This window comes from Pseudoalteromonas sp. B131b (assembly GCF_037162545.1).
In the GTDB taxonomy this organism is placed as follows: Bacteria; Pseudomonadota; Gammaproteobacteria; order Enterobacterales; family Alteromonadaceae; genus Pseudoalteromonas; species Pseudoalteromonas fuliginea.
Genome location: NZ_JARLUZ010000001.1, coordinates 1364352 through 1384671, shown reverse-complemented (window position 1 = coordinate 1384671; position 20320 = coordinate 1364352). Strand labels below are relative to the sequence as shown.

Annotated in this window: 20 protein-coding genes and 1 pseudogene; 3 read left to right on the top strand and 18 right to left on the bottom strand. The window is 37.9% G+C overall.

The genetic code is table 11. The features are described from left to right. Positions 1–51: 51 nt before the first annotated feature. The 5 genes from P4S65_RS06410 to P4S65_RS06390 form a co-directional block, all read right to left on the bottom strand. The gene (locus tag P4S65_RS06410) at positions 52–1350 is read right to left on the bottom strand and encodes an ATP-binding protein (protein WP_337119771.1); all 1299 of its coding nucleotides are present in this window, start codon (positions 1348–1350) and stop codon (positions 52–54) included. 188 nt (positions 1351–1538) lie between these two features. Continuing rightward, positions 1539–2162, bottom strand: coding sequence for a hypothetical protein (locus P4S65_RS06405; protein ID WP_337119770.1), 624 nt, complete (start codon positions 2160–2162; stop codon positions 1539–1541). Continuing rightward, on the bottom strand, positions 2162–2455 hold the full coding sequence (locus P4S65_RS06400; protein WP_337119769.1) for a hypothetical protein: 294 nt from the start codon (positions 2453–2455) through the stop codon (positions 2162–2164). The genes P4S65_RS06405 and P4S65_RS06400 overlap by 1 nt, the downstream gene beginning before the upstream one ends. Before the next feature lie 313 nt (positions 2456–2768). Then, entirely contained in the window at positions 2769–3494 is a 726-nt protein-coding gene (gene ssb, locus P4S65_RS06395) for a single-stranded DNA-binding protein (RefSeq protein WP_007378609.1), read from the bottom strand. Positions 3495–3514: 20 nt separating this feature from the next. Continuing rightward, positions 3515–4882 (bottom strand): MFS transporter, encoded by a 1368-nt coding sequence (locus P4S65_RS06390; protein ID WP_096792377.1) that lies wholly within the window; start codon positions 4880–4882, stop codon positions 3515–3517. Positions 4883–5044: 162 nt separating this feature from the next. Here P4S65_RS06390 and uvrA point away from each other — a divergent pair, with 162 nt between their 5' ends. After that, positions 5045–7870, top strand: coding sequence for an excinuclease ABC subunit UvrA (gene uvrA / locus P4S65_RS06385; RefSeq protein WP_337119768.1), 2826 nt, complete (start codon positions 5045–5047; stop codon positions 7868–7870). Positions 7871–7950: 80 nt separating this feature from the next. On the opposite strand, the gene P4S65_RS06380 is transcribed toward uvrA, so the two are convergent. The 4 genes from P4S65_RS06380 to rpe all read right to left on the bottom strand — a co-directional run bounded on the left by P4S65_RS06380 (position 7951) and on the right by rpe (position 10688). Beyond that, on the bottom strand, positions 7951–8202 hold the full coding sequence (locus tag P4S65_RS06380) for a hypothetical protein (RefSeq protein WP_096792375.1): 252 nt from the start codon (positions 8200–8202) through the stop codon (positions 7951–7953). A 100-nt stretch (positions 8203–8302) separates the two neighbouring features. Continuing rightward, the gene (gene trpS, locus P4S65_RS06375) at positions 8303–9307 is read right to left on the bottom strand and encodes a tryptophan--tRNA ligase (RefSeq protein ID WP_096792374.1); all 1005 of its coding nucleotides are present in this window, start codon (positions 9305–9307) and stop codon (positions 8303–8305) included. Between the two features lie 32 nt (positions 9308–9339). Beyond that, entirely contained in the window at positions 9340–10005 is a 666-nt protein-coding gene (locus P4S65_RS06370) for a phosphoglycolate phosphatase (RefSeq protein ID WP_096792373.1), read from the bottom strand. Further along, on the bottom strand, positions 10005–10688 hold the full coding sequence (rpe, locus tag P4S65_RS06365) for a ribulose-phosphate 3-epimerase (RefSeq protein ID WP_096792372.1): 684 nt from the start codon (positions 10686–10688) through the stop codon (positions 10005–10007). The genes P4S65_RS06370 and rpe overlap by 1 nt, the downstream gene beginning before the upstream one ends. A 216-nt stretch (positions 10689–10904) precedes the next feature. Between rpe and P4S65_RS06360 the strand changes: the two genes are divergently transcribed. Both P4S65_RS06360 and P4S65_RS06355 read left to right on the top strand, forming a co-directional pair. Then, on the top strand, positions 10905–11204 hold the full coding sequence (locus tag P4S65_RS06360; protein ID WP_096792371.1) for a hypothetical protein: 300 nt from the start codon (positions 10905–10907) through the stop codon (positions 11202–11204). A 4-nt stretch (positions 11205–11208) separates the two neighbouring features. Then, a complete protein-coding gene (locus tag P4S65_RS06355; RefSeq protein WP_081824543.1) occupies positions 11209–11394 on the top strand; it encodes a DUF2970 domain-containing protein in 186 nt (61 codons plus the stop codon). Here the strand turns inward: P4S65_RS06355 and P4S65_RS06350 are convergent. The 9 genes and pseudogenes from P4S65_RS06350 to P4S65_RS06310 all read right to left on the bottom strand — a co-directional run bounded on the left by P4S65_RS06350 (position 11339) and on the right by P4S65_RS06310 (position 20207). Further along, complete coding sequence (locus P4S65_RS06350) at positions 11339–12208, bottom strand: Dam family site-specific DNA-(adenine-N6)-methyltransferase (protein WP_007378664.1); 870 nt, start codon at positions 12206–12208, stop codon at positions 11339–11341. The genes P4S65_RS06355 and P4S65_RS06350 overlap by 56 nt on opposite strands. Before the next feature lie 53 nt (positions 12209–12261). Then, positions 12262–13560, bottom strand: coding sequence for an AAA family ATPase (locus P4S65_RS06345; RefSeq protein ID WP_337119767.1), 1299 nt, complete (start codon positions 13558–13560; stop codon positions 12262–12264). Continuing rightward, positions 13561–14631 (bottom strand): 3-dehydroquinate synthase, encoded by a 1071-nt coding sequence (gene aroB, locus P4S65_RS06340; protein WP_033028836.1) that lies wholly within the window; start codon positions 14629–14631, stop codon positions 13561–13563. Between the two features lie 26 nt (positions 14632–14657). After that, entirely contained in the window at positions 14658–15176 is a 519-nt protein-coding gene (gene aroK / locus P4S65_RS06335) for a shikimate kinase AroK (protein ID WP_006793103.1), read from the bottom strand. A 184-nt stretch (positions 15177–15360) separates the two neighbouring features. Continuing rightward, positions 15361–17453: pseudogene (locus P4S65_RS06330) on the bottom strand (type IV pilus secretin PilQ). Next, the gene (locus tag P4S65_RS06325) at positions 17440–17976 is read right to left on the bottom strand and encodes a pilus assembly protein PilP (RefSeq protein ID WP_007378658.1); all 537 of its coding nucleotides are present in this window, start codon (positions 17974–17976) and stop codon (positions 17440–17442) included. Before P4S65_RS06325 ends, P4S65_RS06330 begins: the two are co-directional and overlap by 14 nt. After that, the gene (locus P4S65_RS06320; protein ID WP_007378657.1) at positions 17973–18578 is read right to left on the bottom strand and encodes a type 4a pilus biogenesis protein PilO; all 606 of its coding nucleotides are present in this window, start codon (positions 18576–18578) and stop codon (positions 17973–17975) included. The genes P4S65_RS06325 and P4S65_RS06320 overlap by 4 nt, the downstream gene beginning before the upstream one ends. Further along, positions 18568–19140: a PilN domain-containing protein gene (locus P4S65_RS06315; protein ID WP_007378656.1), complete on the bottom strand. Its 573-nt coding sequence runs from the start codon at positions 19138–19140 to the stop codon at positions 18568–18570. Before P4S65_RS06315 ends, P4S65_RS06320 begins: the two co-directional genes overlap by 11 nt. Further along, positions 19128–20207, bottom strand: coding sequence for a pilus assembly protein PilM (locus P4S65_RS06310; protein ID WP_007378655.1), 1080 nt, complete (start codon positions 20205–20207; stop codon positions 19128–19130). Before P4S65_RS06310 ends, P4S65_RS06315 begins: the two co-directional genes overlap by 13 nt. Positions 20208–20320 lie beyond the last annotated feature (113 nt).

The following is a 20320-nucleotide window of genomic DNA, read 5'->3' as shown; positions in this document are numbered from 1 at the left end:
CTTTTATCACTTATCTGGAGCGCTTTAGCGGCTATATTTTATCTACCTAGACTACGCAGTCTTTAAACACTGAATAATAATGCGATATAACTCTGCGGCTTTTGTTGGCTTAGCCACATGCGCATTCATACCTATTGATAGATAATACATAATATCCTTTTCCATAACATTAGCTGTTAAAGCGATGATTGGAATATTGGCAATCGTTTTATCGCTGTCATTTCGTATCATTTTACTCGCTTCAATACCATCCATAATTGGCATATGGATATCCATTAATATTAAGTCGAATTGTTGAGATTTATGGGCTTGAATACATTCAAACCCATTATCGACTAAATGAATTACCACACCTTTTTTCTCCAACATTGCGCTAATAACTAATTTGTTAATCTCGTTATCTTCGGCTACTAACACCTTTAAACCAATTAAAGATGGATGATTAGCTGAATTTTTTGAATCTAAAATACTGGTTTGAATTGAATTGAAAGAATCTGCAATAACAATTTTCTTATTAACTTTTACTTTCACTGATGCAGTAAATTCACTGCCTAAATGTTGCGTACTTACGACAGAAATATCGCCTTCCATTAACTTACACAAACGTCTACTTATTGTTAAACCTAATCCTGTGCCGCCAAAGTTTCGGGTCGTAGAGCTATCTTCTTGCGTAAATGCATCAAATAAGTGAGATACGTTTTGAGGTGCGATACCAATGCCTGAATCTTTAACAATAAAGTGTATTAATATTGATTCATCATCGTTCAGTATTTGCTCTGCATGAATGCAAACAGACACCTTCCTGTGTGAAGTAAACTTTATTGCATTAGAGCATAAATTTAATAGCACTTGATTAATGCGAACAACATCTCCGACTAAATCAGGTGGAACATTTGACGCTACATTAACTATAAATTTAATGCCCTTGTCCTGAGCTTGGTTTTCAAACGTTGTTTTTATGTAATCTACAACAGCGTTAACCGAAAAAGGAAATTCTTCGAGGTTAGTATTTCCTGATTCAATTTTAGAAAAGTCTAAGATATCGTTTATCACGATTAACAATTGATCCGAAGAGTATTTAATTTTATCTAGGTACTGCCTTTGTTTTAGTGGCAATTCACTTTCAAGTAAAATATTGGTGAGGCCTATAACTCCATTCATTGGGGTTCTTATCTCATGACTCATATTAGCCAAAAACTCTGATTTAACCAAAGCTAAATGCTCCGCTTCATCTTTTGCTGTTAATAACTCTTTGGTTCGTTGCTCAACACGAAATTCTAGTTTTAATTTTTCGCTATCTAACTCTTTTAACAGCTGTACGCGTTTGCTATTCAAAATTAAAAAAAACATTAAAAAACTACTTAGCGTTAATATAATAATAATTGCGCTATAAATAAGCATTTTGTTTTCTTCAAAATAGGTAGGTTCGTAATAGGAAAGCATCGACCCTTGGGGTAAACGTTGAGGATCTATTTTAAACTTTTTTAATTGTCTCCAATCATAATAGTGCGCACTGAGTTTTTCATCATCAATCGGTTTTAAGCTTTTATTTTCCTTAAAAAAATGATTGATTCTGCGATGCGATTACCAATGGTTTCGCCCGATAATAAGTACCCGCCAACAATACCAGAACCTAATAACGCATGCCAATAACTAAAAATAGGAGCTTGGTTATCACTTGTTAGTAATTTTACAAACTGAAAAGGACTTAACTGCTTCCCCTTATACTTTCGAAAAATAGGAGTAAACAATACAATGGCATCAGATGGGGCATTATTTATTTTATTTATTAAGGTCTCGGTTGGCACATCAAACCATTTTTCTATCCTCAAATGAGGAAAATCATTACCAATAACCGGAAGAAGATTTTGATAAAAATTACGCCCCATGTCATTCGTCGTATCTAAAATAACAATGAGCTCTTTTGGGTTTATTAAATTAACTGCATCTTGAGTTGCCTGCTTGTAGTCTAATTTAGCATTTATTGTAACCGTATTGATACTCTCAGGTACTGTAAAATTAGCGCCTGGCTCTAGATATATTTTTGGTACATCTGGGAAAAAACCATAAAATTCAGTCAATAACGCTGCAGCTGATACCGATTGAGTAACAATGATATCAATTTTTCTGTTCTGATACTTTTGCTGTAAATACAGTTTCATCACTTTTTTTGCTGTACTTCATCAAAGCGACCAACATCCATATTTTCAACAAAGAGATCAAAGTCAAAAGCTTGTCTAGTTAATTCTGCACGTAATCCAACCTCAACACTTTTCTGCCATGGCATATCTTGATTTATAGAATTAATTAATAGAACTTGCGTAGTCTCGGATGATACTTGAGCATGCAAATTAGCACTAAAAAGCTGAAAAAATAGAAATACTGTTACGATATGAGTTTTCATATTTCCCATAGCTTCATTTAAAAAAGTCTGTAGAGGATAGATTGCAATCATTTATATATCAACTAATACAAATTACATAAAATAAAATGAGCAACTGATACGATTGGCAAATACTTCTACAACAGAGAAGAAACAAAGTAGATAAGTTATTTAGCTCGCAAGAATGAGTCATATTTTAATAATATTGATATAAACATTAGCTTCAGTTACGTGGCTAATTGTTTAGATAATAGTGACATAGTGTTTTATAGATACACCATGTCATTTTTACATCTTTTAAAAAAAAACCCAGTTTTTACACTGGGTTTGGTTTAACACTTTAATTAAAAGCGATTTATATTTACACTTTTAGATTATACGTAAGCTAGAACGGAATATCGTCATCAAAATCAATGGTTGGTTCCATTGGGTTTGATGCGCCACCTTGCGGAGCACTTTGTGGTTTAGGAGCGAAACCACCTTGTTGCTGCGGTGCACTATTTTGTTGTGGTGCAAAGCCGCCTTGCGGTTGTTGGTATTGATTATTTTGTTGTGGTGCTGGCGCTGACTGAGGTTGCGCTGCAGGTGCTGCTTGCTGTTGTGGAGCATAACCACCTTGTTGCTGGTTATTTTGGCCTTGATTATTTTGGCCGTAACCACCACTTTGTTGAGCACTTTGCGCTTGATTACCTTGGTAACCACCACCTTGTTGTCCACCTTGCGGCTGATTACCTTGGTAACCACCACTTTGTTGATCGCCACCACGTGCGCCTAACATTTGCATTTGACCAGTAAAGCCATCTACAACTATTTCTGTAGTGTATTTTTCTTGGCCTTGTTGATCGGTCCACTTACGTGTTTGAAGTTTACCTTCAACATAAATTTGTGAACCTTTACGACAATATTCACCAACAATTTCAGCTAACTTGCCAAAGAATACAACACGGTGCCACTCAGTTTTATCAACCATTTGGCCAGTGTTTTTATCTTTATAGCTATCTGAAGTTGCTAAGGTAATATTTGCTACACCGTTGCCGTTAGGCATATAACGAACTTCAGGATCTTGCCCTAAATTACCAACCAAAATTACTTTGTTCACACCGCGTGCCATGGAACCATCTCCTATAAATGTTAGATTAAACCAGCTACTTTACGCGCTTGGTCTAGGTCAAATTCTTTATCATTAATCTTTAAATAGCTGCGACTTTCATCGCAAACCACAGTTGCTTCTATTACGCCTGGTAAAGCAACTAACTGAGAAGCAAGTGTTTGAGCATGCTCTTCAGAATCTAATTTGGTCATTAAACTAATAACTTTACTTTTGGGTGGGACTTGCATTTTCCACGCAATAATAAGCCATATTAACCCAACAAGTGCCGCTGCCGCAAACACAGCTTGCGTCGTTGTAGTTTGTGCTACATAGCCACCTAACATACCGCCCAAAAAGGCGCCTAAAAACTGACTAGATGAGTAGCCACCCATTGCTGAACCTTTTTGGCTTGCAGGTGCTATTCGCGATACAAGCGCAGGCATAGTGGCTTCTAAAAAGTTAAACGCCACAAAATAAAGCAGCATACACACAGCAATGCCTACTACACTATTAACCCATACCGACATTGCTAACATACTAATAGTTAACAAGGCTACTGAGCCAATGAACGCTTGTTTTTCTTTCTCTTTTTTAATGGCCACAATCATTATTGGTACCATTAATAAAAAGGCTAAAAACAACACTGGGATATATAAATACCAATGCTGGTCGGCAACCAAACCATCTTTAATTAATTGACTCGGCAGTACCACAAAAATTGTGGTTAGCGTTAAATGCAATAACAATACACCTGCATTTAATCGTGCTAACTGAGGGTGTTTAATTAATTTTTTAATGTCGCTAAAGCTTGCTAATGTATCGCCTTTGGGTGCTTTATTTACCGCCTTTGGCACTAGCATGGTCACTATAAATATACCAAAGACAGCTAAAATAGCAGTCAACCAAAATACACCCGCAATACCCCACGAAGCTGCAACAATTGGTCCAAGTAACATAGCAAAGGCAAAGCTCATTCCTATGCTCATACCAATAACGGCCATTACCTTTGGTCGTTGCTCATCGCGGCTTAAATCTGAAGCAAACGCGAGTAGCGCACTGGCTATTGCGCCCATACCTTGTAGAGCGCGGCCTACGGTAACCATTTGTATAGAGTCAGCTAATGCAGCAACTACAGAGCCAATGGCAAATACAACTAAGCCACCAACAATAACCTTTTTACGGCCAATCTTATCGGATAATCGACCCATAGGTATTTGTAATACAGCTTGCGTTAAACCATACGCACCAATGGCAAAACCAATCCAAATAGGCGAAAAACCTTCAAGCGATTGTCCATAAATAGCCAATACAGGCATCAGCATAAACAAGCCGAGCATTCTAAATGCAAACACACTCGCCAGTGATACAGCGGCGCGTTTTTCTCGTGAATTAAGTGAAGATGCGGTCATTATCTGCGTGATCTTACTCTATGAAAAATTGAGGTTGGGATTCTACCATAAGCTTGGCAATAATTAATCGCCTATAAGTAAGGATTTTTCATTGATCAAGGATTAATATTGCTTCGTATTATGCGATACTGAGTAAATAATTTTGGTAATAAACGAGATAGCATGGAAAACATTGAAGTCCGAGGCGCCCGCACGCACAATTTAAAAGACATCAGCCTAACCATCCCACGTGATAAATTAATAGTTATTACTGGCCTATCTGGTTCGGGGAAGTCATCACTTGCATTTGATACACTTTATGCAGAAGGGCAGCGCCGGTATGTTGAATCACTCTCTGCGTATGCAAGACAATTTTTATCGCTTATGGAAAAGCCTGATGTAGATCACATTGAAGGCCTCTCTCCTGCCATTTCTATTGAGCAAAAGTCAACGTCTCATAACCCGCGTTCAACCGTAGGTACTATTACCGAAATTTACGATTACCTACGACTTATGTTTGCCCGCGTTGGCGAACCACGATGTCCTACACATGATTTACCACTTGCTGCGCAAACAGTGAGCCAAATGGTAGATACTGTTTTGGCTCTACCTGAGGGCAGTAAATTAATGCTGCTTGCGCCAATAGTAAAAGAGCGTAAAGGCGAGCATGTTAAGTTATTAGAACAGCTATCTAGCCAAGGTTATATTCGCGCCCGTATAGATGGTGAAGTATGTGACTTGTCTGATCCACCAACACTTGAGCTTCATAAAAAACATACAATAGAAGTGGTTGTAGACAGATTTAAAGTAAAAGATGGCTTACAACAACGCTTAGCAGAATCGTTCGAAACTGCACTAGAAATGTCTAATGGCGTTGCACATGTAGCATATATGGATGATAGCAGCGCTGAAGAGATTCTATTTTCAGCAAATTTTGCCTGCCCTACTTGTGGCTATGCAATGACTGAACTTGAGCCGCGTTTGTTTTCGTTTAATAACCCAGCTGGTGCGTGTCAAACCTGTGATGGTTTAGGTATACGTCAATATTTTGATCCTAATCGCGTAGTGCATAACCCAGAGTTAAGCCTTGCTGGCGGTGCAATTAAAGGATGGGATAAACGCAGCTTTTATTACTATCAAATGCTGCAAGCGGTTGCGGATCATTACAATTTTGATTTAGATGTGCCTTATCAAGATTTAGACAGCGACTCGAAAAAAATTATATTAGACGGCTCTGGTAGCACTAAAATTGCGTTTAATTACCGTAACGACCGTGGCGATTTAATTACGCGTAACCATGAGTTTGAAGGCGTTTTAAATAACATGAATCGCCGCTACCGCGAGACAGAGTCAAGCTCTGTACGCGAAGAACTTGCTAAATACCAAACAAGCCAAGCCTGTCCTAGCTGTCATGGCTCGCGTTTACGCGAAGAATCTCGAAATGTATTTATTGGACAAACCAACTTACCTGCAATCACATGCATGAGTATTGGTGAAGCCATGGAATTTTTTGAAGGTTTAGAGTTAACCGGAAAAAAAGGCCAAATAGCTGAAAAAATATTAAAAGAAATTCGCGACCGCTTATCGTTTTTAATTAACGTTGGCCTCAATTATTTATCACTTGAACGTAGCGCCGATACATTATCAGGTGGTGAGGCTCAACGTATCCGCTTAGCCAGTCAAATTGGTGCTGGCCTTGTAGGTGTAATGTATGTACTAGATGAGCCATCTATTGGGCTGCATCAACGCGATAACGACCGCTTACTACAAACACTAATCCATTTACGCGACTTAGGTAACACCGTTATTGTGGTAGAGCACGATGAAGATGCTATTCGTGCGGCAGATCATATTATTGATATTGGTCCAGGTGCGGGTGTTCATGGTGGGCATATTATTGCACAAGGTACACGCGATGATATTTTAGCAAGCAAAGAGTCTGTTACGGGCCAATTTTTATCAGGCGTACGTAAAATAGAAATACCAAAAGAACGTCACCCAACGAACGACAAATGGCTAGAGCTATTTGGCGCAACGGGTAATAACCTTAAAAATGTGGATTTAAAAATCCCATTTGGTTTAATGACCTGTGTGACAGGTGTATCGGGCTCAGGTAAATCAACGCTAATAAACGATACTTTATTTAAACTTGCTCATACAGAGCTAAATGGCGCAACCACTGCCGAAGCGGCACCGTATAAATCAATTAGCGGTTTAGATCATTTTGATAAAGTGATTGATATTGATCAAAGTCCGATTGGTCGTACTCCGCGTTCAAATCCGGCAACCTACACAGGTATATTTACCGGCATTCGTGAGTTATTTGCAGGCACACAAGAAGCGCGTTCACGTGGCTACAAAGTAGGTCGCTTTAGCTTTAACGTTAAAGGCGGACGCTGTGAAGCGTGCCAAGGTGATGGCTTAATTAAAGTTGAAATGCACTTTTTACCTGATGTGTATGTACCGTGTGATGTGTGTAAGAGCAAACGCTATAACCGCGAAACGCTCGAAGTACAATACAAAGGTAAAAACATACACCAAGTACTTGAGATGACTGTTGAAGACGCTCATGATTACTTTGATAAAATACCGGCTATTGCGCGTAAGCTTAAAACGCTAATGGACGTTGGTTTATCGTATGTTCGCTTAGGACAAGCAGCTACTACGCTCTCTGGTGGTGAAGCTCAGCGTGTAAAACTTGCCCGTGAGCTTTCTAAACGGGATACAGGTAAAACACTGTACATACTTGATGAGCCCACAACCGGCCTACATTTTGCCGACATTGAACAACTGCTTGTTGTATTACATCGCCTGCGCGATCACGGTAACACCATTGTGGTTATTGAGCACAACCTCGATGTAATTAAAACAGCAGATTGGGTTATCGATTTAGGACCTGAAGGCGGAGCTGGCGGCGGTGAAATACTCATTGCAGGCACGCCTGAAGAAGTAGCCGAATGTGAGCGTTCACATACTGGGCATTACTTAAAACCTCTATTAAATAAATAGAGGTTCAGTTGTTACGAATTAATCGGCTTTGAGGTTATTTAACTGTCGAGATTGCACTTAATTAAAAATGGCGAGAAGACTCACTTCCCGCTATTTTTTTGCTCTAACTTTTCTTTTATCAACATAACAATCGAAAATGTTATTAAAGAAAAACAACATACTGCAATAAATAAATTAGCGACAAAAATGAGTAATACACTCGCCTTAAAACCAAGATAAGCAAATACGCTGCACAATAAGCCAATAACTAATTCAGTGAGTAGCATTTCCCACTCCATTGCATAGCTAGTCTTAATCGTTTTTGCAGCATAGTGCTTAACTTTAAAGCTCATGTAAATTCCTTTCAATACTGTAATGTTGCATAAAATGAATGTACTACAACATAAAATACCGCTAAGTAGCGGTATTTTATGGGGGTTCAATATTTATAATTTAACCGCGAGGTATAAAACCAAGTGCATCGTAAACTGATTTAAGTGTTTTCTCAGCACGTACACTTGCTTTTTCAGCACCTGATTTCATTATGCTATCAAGTAGGTTTTGATCATCTCTGATCTCTTTAAAGCGTGCTTGAATTGGCTCAATCATGTTGACAACTGCATCTGCTGTATCTTTTTTCAAGTGGCCATACATTTTATCTTCATACTCAGGCACTAGGTCTTCAATTGAACGTTTAGTTGCAACACTCAATAAAGTAAGCAAGTTTGATACGCCAGGCTTTTCTGTGCGATCAAAATAAATACGTGCTTGTTCATCTGAATCAGTTACTGCTTTTTTAAGCTTTTTCACAATTTGCTTAGGCTCATCTAATAACATGATGTAACCATTTGGGTTTTCGTCAGACTTAGACATTTTTTTAAGTGGATCTTGCAAGCTCATTACGCGTGCACCAAACTCAGGGATGTACGGCTCTGGTAATTTAAATACGTCGCCATATAAATTATTAAAGCGTGTGGCTATATCGCGAGTCAGCTCTAAGTGTTGCTTTTGATCATCCCCTACTGGTACTTGATCAGCTTGGTATAATAAAATATCTGCAGCTTGCAATACCGGATATGAAAATAAGCCCACGTTTACGTTATTTGCGTGCTTAGATGACTTGTCTTTAAACTGAGTCATTCGATTAAGCTCACCCATTTGCGCGTAACAATTTAATACCCACGCTAATTGTGCGTGCTCAGGTACTTGCGATTGTACAAATAACGCAGATTTTTCAGGATCAATGCCACATGCCGCGTAAAGAGCAATACCATCTAACACTCGAGAGCGCAGTAATTCAGGCTCTTGGCGAACCGTAATAGCGTGTAAGTCTACTAACATAAAGAAACTTTCGTGGTCTTCCTGTAACTTTAGCCACTGGTTAATAGCGCCAACATAGTTGCCTATTGTCATACCACCGGTTGGCTGAATGCCGCTTAAAACTACTGGTTTACTCATGATTTTCCTTTATTTTGCTTAATGAATAATATTTAACGCTGCGTTAGAACAGGTATTATATCTAAGAAGTTATCGCATAGGTACTGCGGATTATAATCCTCAAGACTTTCACCTTGGTTATAGCCATAACTAAGTGCAATTACGTCTATATTAGCGGCTTTAGCTGCAAGTATATCGCTTTTAGAATCACCTATCATTATTGCTTTATTAGGCTCCGCATTTAGTTTTTTGCAGGCAAATAGCAATGGTTCTGGCGATGGTTTTTTTGCCATGTCGTCACCGCATACAACCACATCAAAATGACTCGTTAGGGCCAATTTTTCGAGTAGTTTCTCTGTAAAAATTCGAGACTTATTAGTGATTAGCGCTTTTGGCATACCACGAAGTGCTGCAAGCCCAGTTTCCACGTGTTGGTACAGCACACTATACTCACCAACTTGTTGCTCATAGTGCTTATAAAACCGTGATATTGCTTTATCACTAAGTGACTCGTCTAAATGTTCACTCACTTGCATATCGCCACTCAAAGCACGCTTAACGAGTACTTCTATGCCATTACCTACCCAGCTTTCAACTAAGCGTTGGCTAACGATAGGAAAAGCGAGGTCACTCAAGGTTAGGTTAATAGCAATATACAAGTCGTAAACGCTATCAACCAAAGTACCATCTAAATCAAATAAGGCGACGTCGTACTTCATTATTTTACACTTCCAAGCTGCTCACGCATTTGATCAATCACCACTTTGTAATCAGGTTGGTTGAAAATAGCGGAGCCTGCCACAAACATATCTGCACCCGCTCGAGCCGCTGCTGCAATATTATCGACTTTAATACCGCCATCTACCTCTAAGCGAATATCACGACCCGATGCAACTATACGTTGCTTAGCTTGTCGTAGCTTTTCAAGCGTATGAGAGATAAAACTTTGTCCGCCAAACCCAGGGTTTACCGACATTAGTAAAATGGTATCTAGCTTATCAATAACATGGTCCAAATAACTTAGACTCGTTGCAGGGTTAAACACTAAGCCTGCTTTACAGCCATGATCTTTAATTAACTGTATTGTACGATCAACGTGTTCACTGGCTTCTGGATGAAAAGTAATAATTGATGCGCCAGCCTCTGCAAACAGTGGAATAAGGCTATCTACAGGTTTAACCATTAAATGTACGTCGATAGGTGCTGTTATACCGTAATCTCTGAGTGCTTTACACACCATTGGGCCAATTGTGAGATTAGGTACATAGTGATTATCCATCACATCAAAATGAACCACGTCAGCACCCGCATCGAGTACTTTATCAACATCTTCGCCTAGTTTTGCAAAATCAGCAGACAAAATAGAAGGGGCAATTAAATATTTTTGCTCTGGGTTAAACATGACTAACTCCATCAATAAATAGTATATTTCGTTAATGTAACTTAATTAATGAAGTTACCCAAGAACGGATAAAAGATAATGATGGATCCCTAAAATTAAAAAGAATAGTTAAGTTATTATTTTTAATAATTATTCACTATTATCTTAAATATTTAAGTTTGTTATTTAACCAACCTTTGGTATGATTAAAAAAGTAACAAATAATTAGGTCTAAATATGCGAGCTTTTAAAACAGGGATATTAATTGCATCGGCATTATTGTTTATTGGGGCGTTTAGTTTCTCTCCAAATTCTGAGCCGGAAATTAGCTCAGTAAATAATTGCCATTATCAAAATCTATCTGTGGTTTCTAAAAATACTGCTGAAGTGTGTATTAAGATAGAAGAGGATTCGTCTTGGGTTTCGTGGATTACTGGTGATAGTAGAAGTGCGCAGTTTCATTATTTAGATTTATTAGAACTACTTACCAGCTCAGATGATTCGAAAAAAGCGCCATCTTTAAAACCTCTATTTTAATATAATGCTGCAATTTTTTAGCGCGTTACAAAGTGTGCTAGCAGCATTTTTTGGCGTTCAATCAGAAAGCAAACGCAATTCAGACTTCAAAAAACACTCTCCATATTCAATAATTATAATTGCGATTGTGCTTTTTATAGTTTTTGTATTTTCGATTTACGCGATTGTTGCTTTAGTGGTAAATACATAGCCATTAACTCATCTACTTTATTACGAGAACCGCCTTTAGGGCTAATAGTACGCTTTACTTGAATTTGATCCAATGATGCCTGGCTATAAATCTTTCGTGTCCATACTGTATCGTGGTTAGATATAAGTACTGGTGTATTATTTTCAAATGCTGCCCGCTCTGCCAAATTAGCTAAGTTAGCCTGATCATCTAAATTAAAGCCACCCTTTGCATAAGAGGTGAATGATGCAGTTTTACTTAAGGGTACATATGGCGGGTCGCAATAGATAACTGCATTCTCAGGTACCAATTTAAATACATCATCGTAATCTAAACAGGTGAAAGTTGCTTGCTGAGCTTTCGCGGCAAAAAAATACATTTCTTTTTCAGGAAAATAAGGCTTTTTATATTTACCGAAAGGCACATTAAAAATACCTTTTAAGTTGTATCTACACAACCCGTTATAACCATAACGGTTCATGTACAAAAATAACATTGATCGCTCATATACATCGCGGCTTTGATTAAACTGTACACGATACTCATAGTAAGCGTCAGGATGGTTATTCAAATCAACAAATAGCTTTTTTGCATCACTAATAAACTCATCTGGTGAATTTCTTAGTTCTTTGTATAAGTTTATTAAATCTGCATTTATATCATTAAGAATATAATGTTTAAAATTACTATTTAAAAACACCGATCCAGCACCAACAAAAGGTTCAACCAAAGTGTCTGCATGCTTGCTTGCTTGGTTTAGTCGCGCGTTAATATCATCAACGAGGCTGTATTTTCCGCCAGCCCATTTAAGGAAGGCTCTACTCTTTTGCTGCATCGGCTCTTTACTTCAATCTGGTGTTACGCGATTTTACACTAAAGCGATTTAATTTACTGATCAACTAGTGCTATTTCTTGTTTTATTTTGCTAATTTTTTTATAAAAAGGTTTATTTTTCAAAATGTCAGAAGGCAATGTTTTCATTGCCAATTTTGCATCCTCTAAACTCGCAAAATTACCAAACGTAACTACCCACCAAATTTTGTTGTTTCTTTTAGTTTGATAAGTATAGGCCTCACCTTCCAGTTCATATTTAGTCATAAACTCAATACTAATTTGCTGCTGTGTTACGGCTAATAACTGAATTACAATGTGGTGAGTAGGTTGTTGTAAGTACCAATTCTTTTCAATATCTGATTGTTCATTCTTCATTTGCGATTTAGGGTGCTCTTCAGCTATTTTTATATTTGTAGCTAACCGTTCCGTTTTTACGCTCGCTTTTTTTAAGCTTTGCATAATTGCGGGCACATCATTCTGGTGCTCTTTAAGCTTCGTCTCGTTTATTACATCTGGAAGTATTTGGGGGATAGGCGCTTCATTAGGAGACATGAGTCGATTACTTACTTCGCTCACTGGAATGGCTAACGTTAGCAACTCAGGTTGCTCCTGCTGATGATATTGCTGCCACCATTGCGTCATATTTGATTTATACAATAAACCTATAATTAAGAACATTATTATCAACAGTAAAGTTAATAAGTGTAATCGCCACGATACTTTGTCTTTGACTGTAAAATCTGCCACATGTTCAGTGGGTTGCCATGCCAACAATAAGCTAGGATTCCCTCGAGCTTCAGACAAAAAAGTCTGGAAAACAGGATCCTCGTCATAAGGAAGAGCAGTGAAGTACCAACTCATAAGCTGCTTACTTTCTCGTAGACTTAAAGGCTCTAAATAAATTTCAACAACATCATTAAAAAACAGTTTTGATTGTGAAGCGACCATAATATACAAGGTACTTGGACTCATTTTAGCCAATGACTCAAGCTCAATGAGTATTTCTTCTGAAAGATGTCTACCACCGTCAAGCACCCACAAACAAGGCCCACATGTTTGCTGTTGAAGCAATTGATAATAGTTTTCAGATAAGCTTAAGTTATGATCCACCAAAGGAGCATTAAAGCTTTGTTCTAATAACTGACTCATAAGCTGAGTATCAGTCATTTTTCCTGTTACTTGTACAAAAGCTTTATTGAAGTCATTATATTTATCGGTAATGAAGGTTTCGAGCATATAACTTTTACCTAGCCCTGATGTGCCAAGTAAAACGATAAGGTTTTGCCCGTATTCAAATTGCAATGCGATTCTATCCACCAAAGCCGCACGGCTTGGTAAAATTTGTGACTGCATTTATTGCTCGATTAAGGCTCGAACTTGGTCGTCAGATACATCATCAACTAATGCGCATTGACCAAATTGGGTTGGTAAAATAAACCGAATTGTACCTTTTTTATTCTTTTTGTCTTTACGCATATGGGTTAAAAACTGCTCGCTTGTCATTTCTGTAGGTATTTTAGTTGGTAAGTTATATTGCGTAATAACATCAATAATACGTGCCACTTCATCAGCACTCAAGTCTTTGCGTGTATGAGCAAGTTGTGCGGCAAGCACCATTCCTGTTGCAACAGCTTCACCATGTAGCCAAATACCGTAACCCATTTGCGCTTCAATCGCATGGGCAAATGTATGACCCAGATTCAAAAGTGCCCTAAGGCCTTGCTCTTTTTCATCTTGAGCAACAATTAAAGCTTTAATTTCACAACATCTAAAAATAATATGCTGTAAACACGCTTCATTTAATTGCTGTAAGTCTTTTACGTTTTTTTCTAAATAACTAAATAATTCAGTATCATAAATCAATCCATATTTTATAACCTCAGCCATACCGGCAGCAAACTCTCTTGCTGGTAGCGTATGCAAAGATTTGGTATCAATAAAAACCGCTTGTGGCTGATAAAATGCCCCAATCATATTTTTACCTAAAGGATGATTTACAGCTGTTTTACCACCAACTGATGAGTCTACTTGCGATAACAATGTGGTTGGTATTTGAATAAATGGCACACCGCGTTGGTAACATGCAGCTACAAACCCAGTTAAGTCACCTATAACACCACCACCTAATGCAATTAAGCACGTATCACGACCGCAGTTATTTTGGAGTAAAAAAGCAGATATTTTTTCAAACCATTCTAGTGATTTATATTGCTCACCGTCAGGTATGACAAAAGAGAGTGGTTTTAGCTCAGCTAACGAATCAAGTAGTCCTTGTAGATATAAAGGTGCAACTGTGTCATTAGTAATGATGATAGGCCGACAATCACCAATGTAGTGAATTAGGCGGCCATTATCTTGAAGTGCAGATTGACCAATATATATAGGATAACTTCGCTCGTCCAAATTAACAGTTAATTCAAGCATGCTCAGTCTTCCTTTATTATTGGTTTTTAAAAATCTAATTTCTCGATGATTTGGTTAGCAACAACTTTAGCGCTTTGCTCATCAGTGCGTACAACAAAATCAGCCACTTCTTTATATAACGGTTCGCGTTCTTCTGCTAAGCGCTCTAGTACATCACGAGGTGCTTCTTCAGTTTGCAGCAATGGGCGACGCTTGTCGCGTTGTGTGCGTGCAACTTGCTTTTCTATAGGTGTCTCTAGGTATACTACTATACCGCGAGCAGAAAGCTTGTTTCGGACTTCTTTACTCATTACTGAACCACCACCAGTTGCAAGTACAATACCTTGCATCTCAGTTAAGTCGCCAATAACAGATTCTTCACGAAGTCTAAAGCCTTCTTCACCTTCAAGATCAAACACCCAGGCAATATCTGCACCGGTACGGCGTTCGATTTCTTGATCAGAATCAACAAATTCAAGGTGTAATTGATCGGCAATGTGACGACCAATTGTGCTTTTTCCAGCCCCCATGGGGCCAATTAGAAATATATTACGTTTCTCAGCCATATCTTTTAGTACAAACGAACTCTAAAATTTGAAATAAAACCCCGCCTAACGACCTGGCCCCAAAATTAAGGAGGGGATTATCTCAGTAATTGCTGGGGTATTTCAAGTCAATTAGAATAAAAAGCCATATAACGAGCAATTAATCTGAATAATCGCCCATTGGTTAACAAAAATACGCCTAATTTTAGTCTATTTGTATTTTTGGTGTTACAAAAATAAGTAATTCTCTCTTTTCGTTAAACTCACTTGTACTCTTAAACAGCCTTCCTAAGTACGGAATATCACCAAGTAGAGGTACTTTTTTAGTCGAATTTATGATTTGCTGCTGAAAAATACCGCCGAGCACGATTGTTTGCCCATTTTCCACTAGCACTTGTGTCTGAATTTGCTGAGTATCAATTGCAACAGCTGGCCCAGTTCCTGTTTGAACTGTATCTCCTCGCGTATCTTGAGTAATAATTAAATCCAAAATAACTTTATTATCAGGAGTTATATGAGGTGTTACTTGTAAACTCAGTACTGCTTTTTTAAAGCTAACCGTTGTCGCACCACTAGAAGCTGACTCAACATAAGGTATTTCAGTACCTTGCTCTATTCGTGCTTGTTGTTGGTTTGCAGTAGTAATACGAGGGCTCGCAATAATCTCACCTTTGTTTTCTTCCTCAAGAGCTGTTAACTCTAAATCAATCAAAGTACCGTTAGCTAACTTGGCGATATGCATGCCGATACTTGCTGATGGGTTTGTCACGGGTAAATTCACGTTTAAACGATCAGAGATATCAGGAATGATACCATTTGATATTGTATTAGCGCCTTCAAGTGTACCTGATATGCCATCACTGCCCTGCTGGTCGCTAAACCCCCAACGCACACCTAAATCTTCGGTTACATTATCACGCACGGTTACCATACGTGATTCGATTACAACCTGTCTAACCGCTATATCAAGTGTTTCGACCATGCGTCGCACGCTCTCAATACTTTTGGCCGTATCTTTGAGTAATAATGTATTAGTACGCTTATCAACAGATACGCTACCACGTTGAGTGATAATACTATTTGTATCTGTTTTTAATAAATCAGCAAACTCTTCTGCTTTTGCGTAGTTTAAACGAATGTATTCACTGTAAAGCGGCTCTAAGTTTTCTACGTTCTGCTTTGCTTGTAAATCTTTAGCTTCACGTGCTGCAAGCTCTTCTGATGGGGCAACCATCAAAATAGAACCATCCATACGCTTGTCTAAGCCTTTAATTTTAAGTACAACATCAAGCGCCTGATCCCAAGGCACGCCATCTAAGCGTAATGTAATATTGCCTGTCACCGAGTCACTAGTGACTAAATTAAAGTCATTATAGCCCGCTATGATTTGTAACACTGCACGAACAGAAATATCTTGAAAATTTAATGTCATTAGGCGGCCTTGGTAATCTTTACCACCATCTAAATATGCATTTTGCGTTTCGTCTTTTTCCACCGTTAAAGTAAGAATATTATCTATTTGTTGGTAGGTAAAAGTAAAAGCGGCATTTGGTTCAATAACAACGCGGCTTAATCCATCTTCTTTAAAAGTTTCAATGCTGCTTACTACGGTGCCAAAATCGAGCACATCTAACTCATACAGTAAGTCATCTAAAATATCTGTATGATGAAAATCAGCAATAATTTTACCACCACTTTCATGCACTTCTATTGCGGCTTGCGTATCTTGTAAGAACACCAGTATTTTTGCCTCGCCCTTCTCCCCCGACGAAAGTCAATAGACTGAATCCGATTGATATAATTTCCAGACACTGCATCAGAGTTAGTTGCTTCATCATCAACGTCTTGCTCTGTTAATGGGTTATCAGAAACACGTAAAGACACTAAATTATTATTAACTTCCGTCTCATAGATTTTCAAACGAGTAAGATTTATTGTTACTTTTAATCCCTTATCAGTAAGTACATTAGTAACATTATTAATACCAGCTTGGTTTACCTGTACATTTTCAAGACCTTGCTCTAATTGTGCCGAATCAAACATCATTTCAATTCGTGCCGGGCTATTAAATACTTGTATTTTTGGTTCTTGCGTTAACTTTTCATCAAATACCAGCTGCAACTCGGTTTCACCCTTGAGTAATGGGTTATAACGAATATCATAGAGCAACGGCGCTGCAATAGCTGAATTGGCTATAACCAGAGCTAAAGTTGCAAATAGAGCTCGTTGAATACGGTTGTGCCAAAGTACACCCTTATGCATTTTGTTCTTACCTTTTTTGTTATTAACCTGCGCCATTGGTTGCCGCCTCTAACATTTCTAATTTAGTCAGGCGCTCTTTCCAACAACCAGACCCATCTGGGATTAATTCTATTAACTCAATATAATCATTATTTACTGATTGTACTTTGCCATCATAGCTACCTAAATAATTACCGACTGTAATACGATGTAAAGTATCGTCTGTAGCTGTAATGAGCGCCCAAGCTTGTCCACTTGATCCGATTGTTCCTTTCATAGATAAATTATCCAGTGGGTATTTTTCTAAGGTTTCACGTTGGCGTTCAGGATCCGGATGTAAACAATTTTTAACTTGAGTTAATTTGTTTTGGATTATTTCAGGCTGCGGGGCCACAAAAGGACTCCTTAGCTGCCCAGCGTTATATTCAAAATGCTCGAACTTTGTTAATTCAGGAATTGCTTCAACTCTAGCAGTCGTACTCGCTTTAACTTGATCTATAAACTCTTTTTGTTCTGAGGTATCGTCGTTACAACCACTTAGCAGGAGAGCAACTATAGGAATAAAGGAAAAATGCTTCACTTTACCTCCCCTTCTTCATAGCGATAAGTTTTTGCCACCACACTAAATGTTAACTGCTTTTCGCCTGAGGATGAAATAGAAAAGTCGTGTAAGCTCACAATACGCGGCAATTGAGCCACTTTTCCCACAAATTCACCAAACTCATGATAAGTACCTACAACCTCTATTTTAATAGGTAGCTCAGTATAAAATTCTTTTTCAACTTCTGGCAGCCAGCCAATCTTTAAAAAAGTTAAACCACTTGTAGTTCCCACATAAGATAAATCATCTAATAAACCAGGGGTTTCATTTGAGGTTGGTAAACGCTTTAATAATTGAGAAAATTTCTCCTCCATTTTAAGCATTTGTTCACGATAAATATCAAGCCTGCTGGCTACAGCATATTTGGTACGATAAGTTGTCCGTAATTCAACTTCTTTTGTAACCGCATTATGGTAACTATCAATTTCATCAGATACCAATAAGCTATAACTAAAAAACAGCACTAAAGCAGCAACAAATGTAGCGCAAATAACCTTAACAGCAATTGGCCATTCGCCAATATTATCAAGTTCAATTTCATTCCAATCAATATCACTAAACGCTTTTAAATCAAGGTTCATTTGGAACCTCACCAATTTTATCAAATGGTTTAACGTAAAACTCCATATTGAAATCACTAAGTAAACGAGAAGATTGATTGCCAGCAACAATGCCTTGCATTGTTGGGCGCTCTAATAAATATGAGTTTTGTACTTCTCTAAGCATGTTGGAGAGGCGGTTATTTGATTCACTGCGCCCTAATACATGAATTCTATTGCCTCGACGTTCTAACTTAGTTAAATAAACACCAGCGGGGACTATTTTAGCAACTTCATCCATTATTTGAGTGCCTAAGTTACGACTGCTCTGTAATTCTTCAATTAGATGCATACGTTGTTGTAAGTTTTCTTTCCTATAATCTAAATCTCTAATATCACTAATTTTCTTATCTAATAGACTAATTTCTGAACTGAGGTAGTTATTTTTTAAATTCTGTCCATCCTTTAAAGCAGTATAGAACGAGTTCAATACATACATACTTGCAAAACAAACAATAACAACAGCAATTAAAATAGTAACAAATTTCTTTTTTGACTCTTCGCGTTGCAATTCACGCCAAGGTAATAAATTTATATGTGGCATGATGAAAAATTCCTTAATGCCAGTCCTGTCGCAATAGCAAACTGTGTTCTATGGCGTTGCATTACATTACGGTCTACCTTGGGAGAAATTTCCATATTCGTAAACGGTTCTACAACAATGGAGTGGATACCAAGTTCTTCTATTAATAAACGATCTAGCCCATTTATCATGGCAGTTCCACCGGTTAGAACAATATAATCAATTTGGTCTTTACCGCTGGTAGTCAAAAACATCTGTACCGCTCGACGTACTTGTTGAAGTAATGATGTTTGAAAAGGAGCAAGTACTTCAAAAGTGTAATTTGGCGGAAGATCACCCGATGTTTTTCCAATTTCAGCTTCATCGAACCCTTTATTATAGTAAGCAACAATACTATTGGTATATTGATCGCCGCCAAAAACTTGATCGCGGGTATATATTGTTTCACCGGCTTGTACAACACTCACCAACATCAACACAGCACCAATATCAACTACAGCAACACACTTATTAAAGGCATCGCTTGGTAACTGCTTGTAATAAACATCCATCGAGCGGCTCAATGCATAGCTTTCTACATCAACAACTTTCGCTTCTAAATTGGCAACTTCTAAAGCACCAACTCGCGCTTCGACACTTTCTGTGCGGGCTGCAGAAAGTAACACATTCATTTTACTTGGATCGGCTTCATTTGTTGATAATTTTTCAAAATCTAAGCTAACTTCATCAAGGGGGTATGGAATAAGGCTATCAGCCTCAATTTCAATTTGTGATTCAAGTTCAGCGTCAGTTAATGACACATCCATAAAAATAACTTTAGTAATAACTGTTTGGCCAGAGACGGCTACAGCAGCAGATTTTAGTGATTTTGGTAACTTTCTTTTTAATTTTGATATTACATTACCAATTGCTTCAATATCTTGAATAATACGTTCGCTCATTGCGCCCTTAGGCATTGGTTCAATCGCTAATGCTTCAAGACGAAATCCAGTTTCAATTTCACTTAAAAGTACCGCCTTGATAGAGTGCGATCCAATATCAATTCCTACCATCATTTTTGACGGCTTTTGAAATAGTTGACTTAGCATGTTTGAAACTTGGCCTTTGTTTTAATAATAAACAAGTTATAATTTTTATCTTAAAAAATATTATTCATTTTTTAATCAATATATACTAGCAGTCTCCATACATAATTGGGAGT

What these genes read in the sequence shown, in the direction of transcription:
- P4S65_RS06345 (WP_337119767.1), bottom strand. Translation starts at nt 13,560, where the DNA reads ATGCAGTCACAAATTTTACCAAGCCGTGCGGCTTTGGTGGATAGAATC.
- P4S65_RS06350 (WP_007378664.1), bottom strand. Translation starts at nt 12,208, where the DNA reads ATGCAGCAAAAGAGTAGAGCCTTCCTTAAATGGGCTGGCGGAAAATAC.
- P4S65_RS06315 (WP_007378656.1), bottom strand. Translation starts at nt 19,140, where the DNA reads ATGCCACATATAAATTTATTACCTTGGCGTGAATTGCAACGCGAAGAG.
- rpe (WP_096792372.1), bottom strand. Translation starts at nt 10,688, where the DNA reads ATGTTTAACCCAGAGCAAAAATATTTAATTGCCCCTTCTATTTTGTCT.
- P4S65_RS06405 (WP_337119770.1), bottom strand. Translation starts at nt 2,162, where the DNA reads ATGAAACTGTATTTACAGCAAAAGTATCAGAACAGAAAAATTGATATC.
- P4S65_RS06370 (WP_096792373.1), bottom strand. Translation starts at nt 10,005, where the DNA reads ATGAAGTACGACGTCGCCTTATTTGATTTAGATGGTACTTTGGTTGAT.
- P4S65_RS06320 (WP_007378657.1), bottom strand. Translation starts at nt 18,578, where the DNA reads ATGAACCTTGATTTAAAAGCGTTTAGTGATATTGATTGGAATGAAATT.
- P4S65_RS06355 (WP_081824543.1), top strand. Translation starts at nt 11,209, where the DNA reads ATGCTGCAATTTTTTAGCGCGTTACAAAGTGTGCTAGCAGCATTTTTT.
- aroK (WP_006793103.1), bottom strand. Translation starts at nt 15,176, where the DNA reads ATGGCTGAGAAACGTAATATATTTCTAATTGGCCCCATGGGGGCTGGA.
- P4S65_RS06360 (WP_096792371.1), top strand. Translation starts at nt 10,905, where the DNA reads ATGCGAGCTTTTAAAACAGGGATATTAATTGCATCGGCATTATTGTTT.
- trpS (WP_096792374.1), bottom strand. Translation starts at nt 9,307, where the DNA reads ATGAGTAAACCAGTAGTTTTAAGCGGCATTCAGCCAACCGGTGGTATG.
- P4S65_RS06390 (WP_096792377.1), bottom strand. Translation starts at nt 4,882, where the DNA reads ATGACCGCATCTTCACTTAATTCACGAGAAAAACGCGCCGCTGTATCA.
- uvrA (WP_337119768.1), top strand. Translation starts at nt 5,045, where the DNA reads ATGGAAAACATTGAAGTCCGAGGCGCCCGCACGCACAATTTAAAAGAC.
- P4S65_RS06310 (WP_007378655.1), bottom strand. Translation starts at nt 20,207, where the DNA reads ATGCTAAGTCAACTATTTCAAAAGCCGTCAAAAATGATGGTAGGAATT.
- P4S65_RS06400 (WP_337119769.1), bottom strand. Translation starts at nt 2,455, where the DNA reads ATGATTGCAATCTATCCTCTACAGACTTTTTTAAATGAAGCTATGGGA.
- ssb (WP_007378609.1), bottom strand. Translation starts at nt 3,494, where the DNA reads ATGGCACGCGGTGTGAACAAAGTAATTTTGGTTGGTAATTTAGGGCAA.
- P4S65_RS06410 (WP_337119771.1), bottom strand. Translation starts at nt 1,350, where the DNA reads ATGTTTTTTTTAATTTTGAATAGCAAACGCGTACAGCTGTTAAAAGAG.
- P4S65_RS06380 (WP_096792375.1), bottom strand. Translation starts at nt 8,202, where the DNA reads ATGAGCTTTAAAGTTAAGCACTATGCTGCAAAAACGATTAAGACTAGC.
- aroB (WP_033028836.1), bottom strand. Translation starts at nt 14,631, where the DNA reads ATGCTTGAATTAACTGTTAATTTGGACGAGCGAAGTTATCCTATATAT.